The organism is Pseudomonas cremoricolorata DSM 17059 = NBRC 16634 (genome assembly GCF_000425745.1).
Classification (GTDB): domain Bacteria; phylum Pseudomonadota; class Gammaproteobacteria; order Pseudomonadales; family Pseudomonadaceae; genus Aquipseudomonas; species Aquipseudomonas cremoricolorata.
Genome location: NZ_AUEA01000008.1, coordinates 79217 through 95165, shown reverse-complemented (window position 1 = coordinate 95165; position 15949 = coordinate 79217). Strand labels below are relative to the sequence as shown.

The 15949-nt window shown below is 63.0% G+C and carries 10 protein-coding genes and 1 tRNA gene; 5 read left to right on the top strand and 6 right to left on the bottom strand.

Annotated features, from left to right (window positions below; translation table 11 throughout):
• Window positions 1-179: 179 nt before the first annotated feature.
• Both rlmB and rnr read right to left on the bottom strand, forming a co-directional pair.
• Window positions 180-926 (bottom strand): 23S rRNA (guanosine(2251)-2'-O)-methyltransferase RlmB, encoded by a 747-nt coding sequence (rlmB, locus tag H618_RS0110540; protein WP_028695035.1) that lies wholly within the window; start codon window positions 924-926, stop codon window positions 180-182.
• Window positions 923-3502 (bottom strand): ribonuclease R, encoded by a 2580-nt coding sequence (gene rnr, locus H618_RS0110535; RefSeq protein ID WP_028695034.1) that lies wholly within the window; start codon window positions 3500-3502, stop codon window positions 923-925. The genes rlmB and rnr overlap by 4 nt, the downstream gene beginning before the upstream one ends.
• A 281-nt stretch (window positions 3503-3783) precedes the next feature.
• Here rnr and H618_RS0110530 point away from each other — a divergent pair.
• A tRNA-Leu gene (locus H618_RS0110530) sits at window positions 3784-3870 on the top strand.
• A 72-nt stretch (window positions 3871-3942) separates the two neighbouring features.
• On the opposite strand, the gene H618_RS0110525 is transcribed toward H618_RS0110530, so the two are convergent.
• The 4 genes from H618_RS0110525 to H618_RS0110510 all read right to left on the bottom strand — a co-directional run bounded on the left by H618_RS0110525 (window position 3943) and on the right by H618_RS0110510 (window position 10687).
• A complete protein-coding gene (locus H618_RS0110525) occupies window positions 3943-5433 on the bottom strand; it encodes a surface lipoprotein assembly modifier (protein WP_028695033.1) in 1491 nt (496 codons plus the stop codon).
• Window positions 5434-5508: 75 nt separating this feature from the next.
• The gene (locus H618_RS0110520) at window positions 5509-6333 is read right to left on the bottom strand and encodes a Slam-dependent surface lipoprotein (RefSeq protein ID WP_028695032.1); all 825 of its coding nucleotides are present in this window, start codon (window positions 6331-6333) and stop codon (window positions 5509-5511) included.
• A gap of 67 nt (window positions 6334-6400) precedes the next feature.
• On the bottom strand, window positions 6401-9520 hold the full coding sequence (locus H618_RS0110515; protein ID WP_028695031.1) for a TonB-dependent receptor domain-containing protein: 3120 nt from the start codon (window positions 9518-9520) through the stop codon (window positions 6401-6403).
• Window positions 9521-9724: 204 nt separating this feature from the next.
• Complete coding sequence (locus H618_RS0110510) at window positions 9725-10687, bottom strand: helix-turn-helix domain-containing protein (RefSeq protein ID WP_028695030.1); 963 nt, start codon at window positions 10685-10687, stop codon at window positions 9725-9727.
• Window positions 10688-10845: 158 nt separating this feature from the next.
• Here H618_RS0110510 and H618_RS0110505 point away from each other — a divergent pair, with 158 nt between their 5' ends.
• The 4 genes from H618_RS0110505 (at window position 10846) to H618_RS0110490 (ending at window position 15920) form a co-directional block, all read left to right on the top strand.
• Complete coding sequence (locus H618_RS0110505) at window positions 10846-11907, top strand: class I SAM-dependent methyltransferase (protein ID WP_245586768.1); 1062 nt, start codon at window positions 10846-10848, stop codon at window positions 11905-11907.
• A 4-nt stretch (window positions 11908-11911) separates the two neighbouring features.
• Window positions 11912-13216: an MFS transporter gene (locus tag H618_RS0110500; protein WP_028695028.1), complete on the top strand. Its 1305-nt coding sequence runs from the start codon at window positions 11912-11914 to the stop codon at window positions 13214-13216.
• A 125-nt stretch (window positions 13217-13341) separates the two neighbouring features.
• Window positions 13342-14355, top strand: a complete 1014-nt coding sequence (locus tag H618_RS0110495) for an extracellular solute-binding protein (protein WP_028695027.1) — start codon at window positions 13342-13344, stop codon at window positions 14353-14355.
• The gene (locus H618_RS0110490) at window positions 14355-15920 is read left to right on the top strand and encodes an ABC transporter permease (RefSeq protein WP_028695026.1); all 1566 of its coding nucleotides are present in this window, start codon (window positions 14355-14357) and stop codon (window positions 15918-15920) included. Before H618_RS0110495 ends, H618_RS0110490 begins: the two co-directional genes overlap by 1 nt.
• Window positions 15921-15949 lie beyond the last annotated feature (29 nt).

Here is a 15949-nt window from a genome sequence, read left to right as displayed (position 1 = left end):
AAACGAGTGAGGCTTGCCCTGAAGCGAGGCAGGTGAATGCCGGCCTGAAGGCAAGGCGCGCAATTGTAGAGAAGGCAGGTGGGACAAGCAAGGCGATTGGTGAATATTTGAACAGAAAGGCTAGCCAGAGGCTTTTCGCGGCCAACCCGGCGCACCGGGCCAGCCACGAACAGTGCCTGTCAGCGCTTGCCTTGCCGCTGGCGCACCGCCTCGAACAGGCAGACGCCGGTGGCGACCGACACGTTGAGGCTGCTGACGCTGCCGGCCATCGGCAACTTGACCAGGAAATCGCAATGGTCACGGGTCAGGCGGCGCATGCCGCGGCCTTCGGCGCCCATGATCATCACCAGTGGGCCGGTGAGGTCCTGCTGGTAGATCTCCTGCTCGGCCTCACCCGCCGTACCGACCACCCACAGTCCGCGCTGCTGGAGCTTTTCCAGGGTGCGCGCCAGGTTGGTCACGGCCACCAGCGGAATCACTTCGGCAGCGCCGCAGGCGACCTTGCGCACCACTGCAGTGAGGGTGGCGGATTTGTCCTTGGGAATCACCACCGCCGTGGCACCGGCGGCATCGGCGGTGCGCAGGCAGGCGCCGAGGTTGTGCGGGTCGGTGACGCCGTCGAGCACCAGAATCAGCGGCGGCGTTTCAGAACGCTCGAGCAACTCCTCGAGCATGGCCTCGCCCCACACCTGGCTGGGGCTGACTTCAGCCACCACGCCCTGGTGCACGCCCTCGACCCAGGTATCGAGCTCACGGCGCTCGGCCTGGCCGACCGCAACGCGGTTTTCTGCGGCCAAGGTCAGCAACGCCTGCAAGCGCGGCTCGCTGCGCCCCTCCGACAACCAGATCTGCTTGACCCGCTTGGAATGGTGTTGCAGCAGCGCCTGAACAGCGTGCACGCCGTAGATCTTTTCCAACTGACTCATGACGTGCTCTTGCCCTTGCGTGCCGTGCCCGATTTGGACGGGCCCTTACGGTGTTTGCTCTTGCTGGCGCCCTTGCCGGCAGACTTGCTGCCTTCGGACTTGCCACCGCTGCTGCGCGCATCGCTCATCAGCGCCTTTTTCATTTCGCGGCTCTTGCGCACCTCGGCGTTACGCTCGACGGCATCCTTGGGGAAGTAGGCGTCGGCGGTTTCGCTCTTGCGGCTGCGCGGCTTGGGATTGGCGCGTGCGGTTTCGGGCGCAGCCTGGGCAGGCTTGTCGGCGGTAGGTGCCGCGGCATCACGTGTCTTGCGCCCGACCGGTGCGTTGACCGCGGTCTCGGACAGCTCGAAGTCGATCTTGCGCTGCTCGAGGTCGACGCGCATGACTTTGACTTCGATGCGGTCGCCAAGGCGGAAGCTGCGCCCGGTGCGCTCGCCGGACAGGCGATGGTGCACCGGGTCGAAGTGGTAGTAGTCACCCGGCAGGCCGGTGACGTGCACCAAGCCTTCGACATAGATGTCGGTCAGCTCGATGAACAGGCCGAAGCCGGTGACTGCGGTGATCACGCCGGGGAAGGTTTCTCCGACGCGGTCGCGCATGTACTCGCACTTGAGCCAGTTGACCACATCGCGGGTGGCCTCGTCGGCACGCCGCTCGGTCATCGAGCATTGCTCGCCCATCTGCTCCAGTGCGGTTTCGTCGTACGGGTAGATGCGCGCCTTGGGAATGCTCATGGCGCCTGCACGCTTGACGTGCGGGGTTTCCACGCGGGAACGGATGACGCTGCGAATCGCCCGGTGCACCAACAGGTCGGGGTAGCGACGAATCGGCGAGGTGAAGTGGGTGTACGCCTCGTAATTCAGGCCGAAGTGGCCGTTGTTCTCGACGCTGTACACCGCCTGGCTCAACGAGCGCAGCATGACGGTCTGGATCAGGTGGAAGTCCGGGCGACCAGAAATGCTCGCCAGCAGGGCCTGGTAATCCTTGGGCGATGGGTCTTTGCCCTTGTGCAGCGACAAGCCCAGCTCGCCGAGGAAGGCGCGCAGTTTTTCCAGGCGCTCCGGTGGCGGACCATCGTGCACGCGGTACAGCGACGGCACGTTGTGTTTTTGCATGAATGCGGCGGTAGCGACGTTGGCCGCCAGCATGCATTCCTCGATCATCTTGTGGGCGTCGTTGCGCACGGTCGGACGAATTTCGTCGATCTTGCGGTCTTCGCCGAAGATGATCCGGGTTTCCTGGGTTTCGAAGTCGATCGCGCCCCGGGTGTGACGGGCCGCCAGCAGCACTTTGTACAGCGCGTACAGGTGTTTGAGATCGGGCAGAACCGCGCTGTATTCCTCGCGCAGCGCCTTGCCTTCACGGGTACGGGCGTGCTCGAGCATGCTGCTGACCTTGTTGTAGGTCAGGCGTGCGTGGGAGTGGATGACGCCTTCGTAGAACTGGTAATCGACCATCTGCCCAGACTTGTTCATGGTCATTTCACAGACCATGGCCAGGCGATCGACATGCGGGTTCAACGAGCACAGGCCGTTGGACAGCTCCTCAGGCAGCATCGGCACCACACGCTCGGGGAAGTACACCGAGTTGCCGCGCTGCTGGGCTTCGTGGTCCAGGGCCGAACCCAGGCGCACATAGCTGGATACGTCGGCAATCGCCACGTACAGGCGCCAGCCACCGGAGAACAGGCGCAGCTTGCCAAGCGGTTCGCAGTACACCGCATCGTCGAAGTCGCGGGCGTCTTCACCGTCGATGGTGACGAACGGCAGGTGGCGCAGGTCGATGCGCTTTTCCTTGTCTTTCTCTTCGACTTCGGAGCGGAACTTGCGCGCTTCCTTGATTACATCCTTGGGCCAGACGTGGGGAATGTCGTAGCTGCGCAGCGCTACGTCGATTTCCATGCCCGGCGCCATGTAGTTACCGATCACTTCGACCACATCGCCCTGGGGCTGGAAGCGCGGAGTTGGCCAGTGGGTGATCTTGATTTCCACGAATTGGCCGATCTTGGCGCCGCCGTTGCGCCCGGCGGTGACCAGCACTTCCTGCTGGATCTTCGGATTGTCGGGGGTGACATAACCGATGTCGCCTTCTTCGAAGTAGCGGCCCACCACGCTTTCGTGGGCGCGGGAAATGATTTCCACCAGCACGCCTTCACGCCGGCCGCGGCGATCGAGGCCGGACACGCGGGCCAGGCCGCGGTCGCCATCGAAGGCCAGGCGCATTTGCGCAGGGCTGAGGAACAGGTCGTCGCTGCCGTCGTCGGGAATGAGGAAGCCGAAGCCGTCGCGGTGGCCGGAGACGCGGCCGCAGATCAGGTCGAGCTTGTCTACCGGGGCATAGGTGCCACGGCGGGTGTAGATGAGCTGACCGTCACGCTCCATGGCGCGCAGGCGGCGGCGCAGGGCTTCGATCTGTTCTTCCCCTTCGAGGCCGAACTCCTCCGCCAACTGCTCGCGGGCGGCGGGTTCGCCGCGGTCGGCCAGGCGTTGCAGGATCAGCTCACGGCTGGGGATGGGGTTCTCGTATTTATCCGCTTCGCGAGCGGCCTCGGGATCGAGGGATTGCCAATCGGCCATCAGAAGGGGTTCACCTTGGTATATATAGAGTAGAAGTTTGGCATAGGCCTATTGAAACTGGAAATCTCAGCCTTGGACAGCCCCTGTCCGATAACCGCAGCGCGCGATTAAGACGAGAGGAATCAACGGCTTGGACTTTTTTAAATATTTTTCGCGAGGGGGCTTTACAGCCCTGGGACGCGTCCGTATAGTGCGCACCACAACGACGGACAGCCGACGTTGTAGTCGAGAAGCACGGCGTTGTAAAGAGCTGTAAAGCGCCAGATGATCTTGACATGTGTGCCCAGGTGGCGGAATTGGTAGACGCGCTGGTTTCAGGTATCAGTGACTTAACGGTCGTGGAAGTTCGAGTCTTCTCCTGGGCACCATATAAAAACCCACTAGCTTGCTAGTGGGTTTTTTCTTGCCTGCGATTTAACCCCCGCACCACCCTGCCCCGCTCAGAAGGTCTTCTCGAATTTCAGCGCCAGCTCGGTCTGCCGGTAGGCGTAGGCCCAGTCGATGCTGCTGGCGGTCACCGTGCGCTTGACGTAGAGGTTCGGCACCACGCCAGCGAAGGCCAGGCGCGGCATGCCGAGGTTGGCGATGTAGACCTGCTGGCGATCCTCGCGCCGGCCGCCGAGGAAGTTATCTGCCGCATCGAAGCGGGTTTGCCGGTACAAGCCCACGACGCTCAGGGTCAGCCCGGCGTCGAAACTGTGAAATGCGCCCAGGCTGACCATCGACTCGCGGTTGCTCGACGCCGCGGCCTTTTGTTCACGCCGGGTATAGGTCAGGCCACCGAACAGCAAGGTCTGCGCATCGAGCAGGTACGACAGCGAAGCGCCGAGTTGGCGTTCATCGTAGTCATCGAAGTACTCACGCTGTTCGCCCTGGAAGCGGTAATGCTTGAACTGCGCCTGACCGCTCAGTTGCAGGCGTTCGCTGAGATTGTGCTTCCATTCACCACGCACGCCACTGGCCTGGTACTTAGTGTGGTGGTCGTTGTAGTGGTTCTCGAACAGCGGAGTCAGCGACACGTCATTGAGCACGCTCTGGTAGTTGTAACCGGCGTAGAGCACCGTGGTGTTGTCGTCGTACCAGGTTTCAGGATCATCCTCGCCATGCTTGTCGAACTGATTGCCATAGCTCAGGCCGCGCAGCAGCAGGTGGTGATTGCCGGCCAGCTGAAAGCGCCGCTCGGCGGTGAAGTCATAGACCAGACTGGCTGAAGCCCTGGGCTTGGGCATTTGCCGGGCGTAGTCGAAACATTCATCGAAAATGCTACAGACCAGGCTGTGGGTAACCATGCCATTGCCCTGGTTGATGTTGCTGTTGTAGCCCAGCCCGAGCGAGGCCGATCCGTGCCATTGCCGGCGCAGGTCGATGGCCTGCTGGTAGTCACCGAGCACGCCGAGCAGCGCCTCGGGCACAGCTTCACTGGCGACCTGGCGGAACAGGCGTTCGGCCTCAAGGGTCTGGTTGTCTTCGAACAGGGTGCGGGCCAGCTCCAGTTGCGCACGCACGAACCGCGGATTGAGCTCGATGGCGCGGCGCAGGTGGACGATGGCCAGCGTGTGCTGGCGCTGTTGACGGGCCAACAGGCCTTCGGCCATTTCCACCAACGCCGGTTCGTGGCCGGGCAACTGCCGGTAGCGCTCGACGAACTGGCGCACTTTGCCCCACTGACGCAGGTTGATCGACACGTAAATGGCCGGCGCAAGATCCTGCAGGGTGTTCTGCACGTTGTAGGTCTGGCCCTCGATGGTGATCAGCGAGGCATCGTGCTGTGCCGGATCGGGCGCGCCACGGTTGGCCCGCTCACGGGCTTCGCCGCGTTGTTCGATCTTGTTCAGCAGCAGGCGGGTGTCGTCATCGTCGGCCTGGGCGACGGCGGCACACAGCAGCGACAGGCCCAGCAGTGCCAGGCCCATGGGTGAAAGCGACAGCATGGGGTCGATCCAGAACCTTGGGTTGGATAGGAAAACAGGGCGCCGAAGCGCCCTGCCCTGTTACTGATCCAAGCGTTACTGCCTGGCGCCGCCGAAGGCGACCTTGGTGCTACCCACGGTGTAGATACCCGCCAGCGCTTGGGCATTGGCACCGTAGAACTGGCCTTTGATGGCGACGCCACGGCTGAACGAGCCATCGGAAGCGATGGTGGTGCCATTGAAGTTCGCCGATCCAACAGAGCCTGCCAGCGTGCCCGAACCGCTGCCGTAGTTGGCCGTCAGTACCCCACTGGTAACGCCTGCCGCCGTGCCTGGATTGTATTTGTTCACGCCTACGACGTTGTACTTGGCGTTGACCAGGGTCGGCATGCTGGTGGTCGGGTTCTCACCCGAGAACCATACGGTGCGGTTGGCATGGGACATGTTCAAGTCAGTGCTGTTGGCTGGCTGGGTGCCGGACTTCACCGGTGCCCATTCGCCGAAGTACACCTCCGAACCGGACACCTTGGCGATCACTTCGCCACCGAACTGCGGGAAATTCGGCGTCGGTTCGGCGATCTGGCGGTAGGCATAGACTTCAGTGTTGTAAGCCACCTTGTTTTTCCAGGTTTCGGAAGTGACGACGTTCGTCTGAGGATTTTTCAGCTGTGCCGAAGTCGTGCCATAGCCTGACAACACCTTATCGGTCTGGGCGATCGGGCCAGCCTTGAAACTGACTGCGAATTGGTCGTTCACGGTGCCAGTGGCGGTAGTTGGCATTGCGATACCCGCTGTGCCGTTAGCCATTAAATTTGATTCCCTCGCCTTCACATAACTCGAAGAAGAGCCGCCCACAACCGTCGCGGCAAATGCACCGGACGTGGCCAGGGACAATACGGTAAACGCCATGAGTTTCTTCACAACAACCTCCTAGTCATAGTTTGGAAAACGACTGTTTTTAAGAAAACAGCAAAAAAACCTAGATGCATCAGAAGCGCGCCGTCAGCCCCATCTTCAAGGTGCGGCCGGGGGCCGGCATCATGGTGCGTGCCAGCGGATCGAGGTAATAACGGTTGGTGATGTTGTTCACGCCGAAATCGACATCGACCTGTTCATTCACCCCCACCGTGGCATAGGCATCGAAGACCCAGATCGGGTGCCACTGATACGGCTGGTTAAGGCCGGTGACACTGGGCACACCGCGCTCGATCCACTTGTTCTCTTCCTTGTTCTTCGCGCTGCTGTGGTAAATCATTCGCCCACCCAGCTCCAGGCGCTCGTCGAACAGGCGCAGGCCGCCATCGAGGTTCAAGGAATACTGCGGTTGCAGGCTGGTGCGCGAGAAGGTGGTGGGGAAGCCGCCAGTGACGCATTCATCCATGCCATAGCGCCCATACGGATCGAGGGTGTTGGCCATGTCCTTGTCGCACAGCTGTTGTTTCAGGCGGTACGTGGCGCCGAAACTGGAGAAGTAGCGCCCGCTGTCCATGCGTGCCTGCAGTTCCAGGCCCGACAACTTCTTCTTGTCGAACTGAATGATGTTGTAGAGAAAGTCGCGGTCGATGTAGTCACGAATTTCATTGTTGAAATAATTCAACCGGACATCGGCGTAGCGCCACTGCGGGACGAAGCCTTGCAGGTCCTGGACGTAACCGACTTCCCAGTTGTAGGCATGCTCGGGCTTACTGGAGGTCGCTTGGCGAAGTCGACTGGAGATATACCCTTGGGAGTCTTCATACACTGAGGGGAAACGCACGAACTCGCTGTAACGTGCATAAAGGCGAGCGCGCTCGCTAAGGTTGAAGGTAACGCCTGCCATTGGCGTCCAGGCACTGCCCCGTTGTTTCTTCGGTTTGGCCCAGCGCTCTTCCTCGGTAGGCTGTACGAGGATTTCAGAACCACTGTCCGGAGTAACGACATACCGCGGGACTGTTCCATTCATACCCTGCGCATCGGTAACTTGCTCGTTGAGATCGATCGTGCCGTTGGTGAACGGGTTGGCCGAGCTGACCAGTTTTTTTCCATCGGTGGGAACGACGACCGACTCGGTCGTATAACGGTAGCCATTGATCTTGATGCCTTCATTGAGTTCGTACTCCAGCACTTCTTCAGCTTCTTCCGGGCTGAGCCCCCAGCTTTCAACAGCAGCACGAACATCGGCGACGTACGCCAGGTTTTCTTCGTCGGTCATCAGTCGTCTGTATGTGAACTTCTTGGCCACGATACGAGACGTAGCGGCCCCCGACGGATCACGCGCAGCACGGCGCTCGTCGAGTCCGGTGTCGAACGAGTTGTAGTCGCTGTAGCGCGCGCCAGCGCTGAGCGTCAGCCAGGGTGTCGCGGCCCACTCGTTGTTGAAGCTGAAGTTGTACTGCTCACGTCGTCCCGAGCGAGGCCCCAAGTAGGTAGCTCCATAGATGGCCATGCTGCCGTTGTCCTGGGACGCGCTGTCCTTCATCTGCAGCCGTTCCTTGCTGAAGTCGCTCGACACCGTCAGTTTCCAGGTATCGGTCAGCGCCATCTGGTTGGTCAGGTTAACCCCCCAGCGGTTGTGGTCGGTCAGTTGCAGCGCACGTGAAACGATATTGAAGCGGCCATCGGTATTGGGCAGCTTTTCCGGCGCAGTACCGAGCCCCGCGCAGCCCCAATTGGAAGGATCAGACTGACAGAGGGTGTACTGATCCCACGCTTTGTCGCTCACGCTTGTGTCGCTCAGGGTGTAGATCTCTTCACCATTCTGGTGCCGCTTCGAATCGCTCTGGGTCATCCACCAGCCGGCGCTGAGGTTGAGCCAGCGCGAGTCCTCCGGCGCCAGGGTGTAGGTGAGCGCGACGGTGTCCTGCTTGACCTGGCTGTAGGGCAACTGGAAGCCAAAGTTGCCGCCGGGGGTGCGCTGCTTGAGCACTTCGGCGATCAGGTAAGGCTGGGTCTCGCCGAACTCCAGATCGCTGTGCATATACGAAGCTTTCAGGCTCTGCCCTTCGGCGAAGTACAGCGTGCCTTTGAGCAAGGTGGTTTCCATTTCGCTGGAGGTCCCTGACACCTCATGCCCGGGTAGGTAGAGCGTGGCCAGGTAATTACCGGCGTTGTCGCCAATGGTCGAAGCGTTGTTGTTGGCCTTGCGCGCCGACTCCAGCCAGTCTTCGCTCTCATAGCGTTGGCTGCCGTGCTTGCCGCTGTAGTAGTTACCCCTTTTGCGATAGCTGTAGGCGGCCAGGGCATCGAAGTTTTCCTGGCGGGTAGCCAACGCCAGGCGGTAGGCGTTGTCGTTGAAGTCAAAATCGTTGCCGCGCGATGAGCTGTGCGGGGTGTATTGGCTGCCGCCACCTTTGGGGAAGAACACGTAGGCCCCGCCGACATAGGCGCCGTCGATGTCGCGGTAGTCGCGACCGTAGTTGTTCATCCCCGTTTCGTTGGGCTTGACCGCGTTGGTGGCGGTTTCGGTTTTCAGCTCCAGGCCATAGGTTTCGCCAAGCGGCACGATGTCTTCGGCGTCCAGTGTCTTGATTTCCACCGAACCGCCGATGCCGCTGCGCACCCCGGCGGTGGTCGAGGGGCCTTTCTCCACCGAGATGCTGCTGATCATGTTGGGGTCGACGTAGTTGCGGTTGGCTACCCCCGCCGAGCCTAGCCACACCGAGGTGGCCTGTTCGGTGCCATCGACGGTCACCGGGATACGTCCCTGGCCCTGAATGCCACGAATGTTGGGGTCGAGCGCGCCACTGTTGCGCGACTCGCCGCTGTACACGCCGTTAAGGCCCTTGAACAGATCAGCGGCGTTGGCGCCCTTGTAGCGCTCGATATCCTGCTTGCCGACGTACACGTTGGAGACGTCCTTGCGGTAGACGTCGTTCTGGCCTTTCTCGTCCTTCTCTTCCCACTCAGCCTTCACCTCCAGCGCTTCGAGCACCTGGCGGCCCTTCTGCGACGTGCCGCGCTTGCTCAACTCGTCTTCGAAGCCTTCGGGCAGTTCGATTTCGACCGGGCCCATGTTCGGGGTGGCGCCGTGCGCCTCGGCAGCCACGCTGGGTGCGGATATCGCGAGAAAAATGGCGCAGGCCAGGGGCTTGAGGCGCAAGGTGGCCGGGGCGGTGGGGAACACGTGCATGGCAGAACCTGTGGTTGTCGGTAATACATGGCAAATTCATGGCCGTCTGCTGACGACGGAAAAAGCTTACCGACAAAAGCAAATGAATCTCGTTTAGATTCATATGCGAGAGGATCAAGTTCGTATGCGTTGTGCTGGGGCGGGGAACTCTTGGCAACGATGCCGCGACTGTAAACGCACTCGAGCGGCAACCCGCCCAGCCCCTCAGCGCTTCTTGCCGAAGATCGACTTCGGTGTCCTCCCGAAATAGCGAGTGAAGGCCACGGTGAAGTTATTCGGGTATTTGTAGCCGACCTGCCAGGCGGCCTGGGCCACTTGCTGGCCGGATTCGAGCAGGGTCATGGCCTTGCGCATGCGCAGGTCGAGCAGCATCTTCGCCGGGGTGCTGTCGAACAGCTGGCGGAAGCCCTCCTTGAGCTTGTGCTCGTTCATGCCGACGCTGGTGGCCAGATATTCCACCGTCAGCGGCGTGTGCAGTTGCTCGCAGAGCAGGATGCGCGCGCGCTCCAGGCGCTCGATGTCCTGGGTGCTCAGCGCACTGCCCTGGCTCTGTAGCGGCGCCAGCAGGTTGAACTGCTCCGACAGCAGGCTGAGGGTATGGATGTGCAGGTCGAGGCGGTTGGCCGGGTCGAGCAGGCCCGGTTGCAGGTAGCGCACCAGCGCCGCGGCATGGGCCTGGGCGGCTTGGGAACTACGGCGAAAGTCCAGACGATGCAGACGACCACTGCCCAGCACCTGTTCGGCACGGGCCTCGCCGACGTATTTGCACAGGGTTGGCTGGTCAATCACCACGCGCAGCTGCGAGGCGGTTTCATTGGCCTGGTAGCGGCGCTCACCGGGGGTGGCACGGAACGCGGTAATGGTGGTGTGGCCGGCTTCGAAGGCCAGGTTGCTGCCGTCCTTGCCGATGAAACCCGATTTTCCCTGCAAGCCGATGGTCACCACCATAACGTGGCCGTCGTGGGGTCCGCAGCTCTCCTCGATCACGCTGCGCACCGGGTGGTAGTGCAGCCGCCCCAGCGCCAGGCCCTGCTCCAGGCGCAACAGCTCGGAGTGACACTGGCCAAGGCCTTCATCCAATTGCAGGCACAGCCGGCCATCGGCCTGCACGCTGCGGTGACGCGGTGAGTCCAGGCCGAGGCGGCAGCTTCCTTTCGATGTGTTCATGGTGATCTCCCTCGATGGCAGCGCTCGGCACGGCGCATAGGAACGGCTCCGGCTCGCATACTTATGAATAATGATTCTCATTTAATCTATATCACCTTTATCAGTGATCCGGCCATGGGCTGTTCGCGCGATGCCATGGCCATGAACAGGGAGTTACCGTGCCTCACTCTTGCAAACTGCCCGCCGATACCTTCGAGCTCAGCGCCGCCCACCCGCTGCAAGCCTGCTGGAACCTGCAACTGAACGGCCTCGCCGCCGATGCCTTGCAGGCCGCGCTGAACTGCGCACTGTTCGACCACCTGAACGATTTCACCCGCGCCGCCGACCTGGCCGAACGCCTGAGCCTGGACCGGCACTGCACCGAACTGATCCTCGAGCTGCTGTGGAGCCTGGCCCTGCTGGAGCGCGACCCACAGCACGCAACGCACTACCGCAACCTGCCGGTAGCCGCGCAGCACCTGCACCGTGGCGCACGGGAGTACTGCGGCGATGCGCTGGCCTTCCGCCACCGGATAATGCGCCAGACCGGCAGCCAGCTCGGCGACTACCTGCGTAACGGCCTCAGCCGCATCGACAGCACGCCCTCGGCATCGGGCCTGGCCTGGGCCAACGCAGCACGCGTGCAGATCGCCCAAGAACAACGTGCAGTCACCCGCGAAGTGGCCTGCGCCCTGCTCGAGCGCCTGCCGGAGTTTCGCCAGGTGCAACGCCTGCTCGACCTCGGTGGCGGCCCTGGCCTTGTGGCCATCGCCCTGGCCGAAGCGCTGCCCGCTCTGCACGGTGTGGTGTTCGAGTACCCGGAAACGGCTGCAGTGGCGGCCGACAACATTCACCAGGCCGGCCTGCAGCAACGTCTCAGCGCCCAGGGCGGCGACTTCAATGCCGACGACATCGGCAGCGGTTTCGATCTGATCTGGTGCTCCTCGGTGCTGCATTTTGCCGACGACCTGGCCACCACTGTAGGTCGCCTGCATGCGGCGCTGCGCCCGGGCGGGCTGCTGGTGTGCTGTCAGGCGGAAGTGCCCCGTGAGCGGCAGGCGGCCGCCCAGGTGCTGCCCTACTACCTGCACATGCGTCTGCAAGGTCGCCACGTCCTCGACGAGGGCGAACTGGCCGTGCGCCTGCAACAGGCCGGCTTCTGCGGCGTGCAGCAACTCACCGGCCTGCGCTATCCGGTGACCCCGGTCAACGCTGTGATCGCGCGTCGCGCGCAGGGATGAAGCGATGAACCGTACCCGTAATGCCAGCCTGCAACTGCTGTTCGGCTGGCTCAATCTGGCGCTGGCGGTGCCCAGCATCTACCTGATGTTCGGCATGCCGCTGGTGATGCGCCAGTACGGCTGGAGTGGCACGGAAATCGGCCTGTTCCAGCTGGCCGGCCTACCGGCGGTGTTCAAGTTCCTGCTGGCGGTTCCGGTGCAACGGGTGCGCCTGGGCCGCGGCCACCTGGTGCACTGGCTGTTGCTGCTGAGCGCGGCGCTGCTGATGCTGTACTGGCTGATCGGCCGGCACAACCTGATCGAACAGCGCCTGCCTCTGTTCGCCATGACCTTCACCATCAGCATCATCGCCACCTGGATGGACATTCCGCTCAATGCCCTGGCCGTGCAGTGGCTACCGCGCAGCGAACAACTGCGCGCCGGCAGCATCCGCTCGGCGGCGTTGTTCCTCGGCGCGATCATCGGCGGTGGCGCGATGTTGCTGGTGCAGGCGCGGCTGGGCTGGCAAGCGCCGTTCGTGATCATGGGCGCGGCGCTGCTGATCGGTGTGCTACCGCTGCTGGCGCTGCGCAAACGTGCCCAGGCGCAGACGCCAGATATGGCGCCGTCCGCTGGCCTGGTGGCCGACTGGGTGGGCTTCTTCAGCCAGCCGGCCGCGCGCCAGTGGACCTGGCTGCTACTCACCGCCTTCCCGTTCATTGGCGCGGCCTGGCTGTACCTCAAGCCGCTGATGCTCGACCAGGGCCTGCCCATGCAGGAGGTCGCCTGGCTGGTGGGCATCGTCGGTGGCACCACCGGTGCACTGTTCAGCCTGATCGGCGGCCGTCTGGCCGGGGTGCTCGGCACGGGCCGGGCGATCGTCGTCTACCTGCTGGCGGCGCTGCTCGCGCTGTCGTTGCTGACCCTTACCGTTGCCCTGGGCCTGGGCCGCGGCTGGTTGCTCGCCAGTGTGCTGGCCCTGGCCGCAAGCATGGGCGCGGTGTCGGCACTGATGTTTGGCCTGACCCTGTTCTTCAGCCGCCGTCAGCGCACCGCCAGCGACTACGGCCTGCAATCGAGCCTGTTCGTCATCACCCGCCTGGCCGCGCCAGTGGCGGCCGGCCTGCTGCTCGACCGCCTGGGCTACGTCGGCATGCTGGCTTGCCTGAGCGGCGGCCTGCTATTGGCTCTGCTGCTGGCCTGGCGAGTGCGTCAGGGCATCGCCGAAGGTGCCCAAGCTTTGCTCGGAGAGGATCGGATACGTTCTGCTTCCCTACCGCCAAACGAGGGTCAGGCACGCCGCAATAGGGGCGAAGCGGTACGTCACTGAGCACTGCAGCGAGCGGAACTGCGCGGATCGCAACGCGAATGAATTTTCTTCCATGCCGCCACTTGAGAACTGATTTCGTTTACCATTGTTTCCAAATATGTATCCGTAAGCGAGGAACCACCCGCATGACGATCCGCCCTCATTCGCTGCTGCGCACCCTGGCCGCCGCCGTGCTCGGCCTGGCCCTCGGCGCCCCCGCAGCCATGGCCGATGCCCCGGTCACGCTGACCATGTACAACGGCCAGCACAAGGAAATCGGCGAGGCCATCGCCAAGGCCTACGAGGCCAAGACCGGTATCCACATCAATATCCGTAAAGGCAGCAGCAACCAGCTGGCCAGCCAGATCATCGAGGAAGGTGATCGCTCGCCGGCCGACATCATCTACACCGAAGAGTCGCCGCCGCTGAACAACCTCGGCGAACTGGGCCTGCTGGCGAAGATCGATGACGCCACGCTGAACATGCTGCCCAAGGAATACGTCGCGGCCAACGGCACCTGGATGGGCGTCACCGCGCGCACCCGCGTGGTGGTGTTCAACCCGAAGAAGATCGACGAGAAAGACCTGCCCAAGTCGGTCATGGACTTCGCCGACCCTGAGTGGGAAGGCCGCGTCGGCTTCGTGCCCACCAGCGGCGCGTTCCAGGAACAGGCGGTGGCGATCCTCAAGATGCATGGCCGTGAAGCCGCCGAAGACTGGCTGACCGGCCTGAAGGCCTTCGGCAAGACCTACACCAACAACATGGTTGCCCTCAAGGCCGTGGAAAAAGGTGAAGTCGCTGCCGTGCTGGTGAACAACTACTACTGGTACGCCCTGGAGCGCGAGCGCGGCAAGCTCGATTCCAAGCTGTACTACCTGGCCGACGGTGACGCCGGTGGCCTGGTGACCATCTCTGGCGCCGCCGCGGTCAAGGCCAGCAAGCATCCCAAGGAAGCCCAGGCACTGCTCAACTGGATGGCCAGCGAAGAAGGCCAGCGCGTCATCACCCAGACCACCGCCGAATACCCGCTGCACAAAGGCATGGTCTCTGACCGCGGCCTGAAGCCGTTCGACGAGCTGCGTCCGCCGAACATCACCCCGGCCGACCTGGGCAATGCCGAGGAAGCCCTGGAGCTGGAACGTGAGGTCGGTCTGCTCTGATGACTGCCGCCCTGCCGACCCCTGCGCCGCTGCGCTACGTGCCGCGGCGCAAGCGCCCCTCGATCTGGGTGGTGCTGCCTGTGCTGTTTTTGGTGGCGATGAGCCTGCTGCCACTGCTGTATGTCGCCCTCAAGGCATGGGAGGCAGGCTGGCGCGAGGCGCTGCACCTGCTCTGGCGGCCGTTCGTCTGGGGTCTACTGCGCAACACCCTGATGCTGATGGTCGGCGTCACCGTGGCCTGCATGGTGGTCGGCATGGCGCTGGCCTGGCTGCTCGAGCGCAGTGACCTGCGCGGCCGGCGCCTGTGGGGCGTGGTGCTGTGCCTGCCGTTCGCCGTCCCGTCGTTCGTCAGCAGCTTCACCTGGGTGTCGCTGAGTTCCGACTTCGAGGGGCTGGGTGGGGCGATTCTGGTGATGGCGCTGTCGAAGTATCCGCTGGTGTTCCTGCCGGTGGCGGCGACCCTGCGCAACGTCGACACCTCTCTGGAAGAATCGGCGCGGACCCTGGGCTGCAATCGCTGGGGGGTGTTCTTCAAGGTCACCCTGCCGCTGTTGTGGCCCGCCATGCTCGGCGGCGCGCTGTTGATCGCCCTGCATATGTTGGTGGAATTCGGCGCCCTGTCGATTCTTGGCCTGCAAACCTTCACCACCGCCATCTACCAGCAGTTCGAGCTGGAATTCAGCAACGCCAACGCCGCCATGCTCTCGGCGGTACTACTGGCGCTGTGCCTGGTGATGCTCTGGCTGGAGCTGCGGGTGCGCGGTAAGGCGCGTCACGTGCGTATCGGTCAGGGCGTGGCACGGCGTGCGGCGCCGATTCGCCTCAAGGGCTGGAGCGTACTGGCGCAGCTGTTCTGCCTGGGGCTGGCGATTCTTGGCAGCGGCATTCCGCTGGCGATGCTCGGCTACTGGCTGAGCGTGGGTTCGTCGGCAGCCTTCCCGGTGGCGGAAATCGGCACCGCGCTGCTCACCTCGCTGTCGGTGTCGCTCGGCGGCGCGGCGTTCTGCGTGCTGTTGGCCTTGCCCATCAGCTTCCTGGTGGTGCGCTACAAGGGTCGCCTGGCGATCTGGGCCGAGCGCCTGCCGTACCTGCTGCACGCCCTGCCCGGCCTGGTCATCGCGCTGACCCTGGTGTTCTTCGCCTTGCACTACGTGCCGGCGTTGTACCAGACCACCGCGCTGCTGATTTTGGCCTATTCGCTGCTGTTCCTGCCGCTGGCCCAGGCCCCGGTGCGCACCGCACTGAACAAGGCCTCTCCGACCCTGGAAGAAGCCGCCCGCACCCTCGGGGCCAGCAGCCTCGGCGCGTTCTGCCGAGTGACCCTGCCGATCATCTTCCCGGCCCTGGCCGCAGCCTTCGCGCTGGTGTTCCTCGACGCCATGAAAGAGCTGACCGCAACCCTGCTGCTCAGCCCCACCGGCATGACCACCCTGGCCACCGAGGTCTGGGCGCACACGGCCAACGTCGAGTTCGCCGCCGCGGCGCCGTATGCGGCCTTGCTGATCGTGGTGTCAGGCTTGCCGGTGTACCTGCTGACCACGCGGATGTACCTGAACAAGGCGTGATCATCCTGGCCTGCCTGAGCTGACTGGCA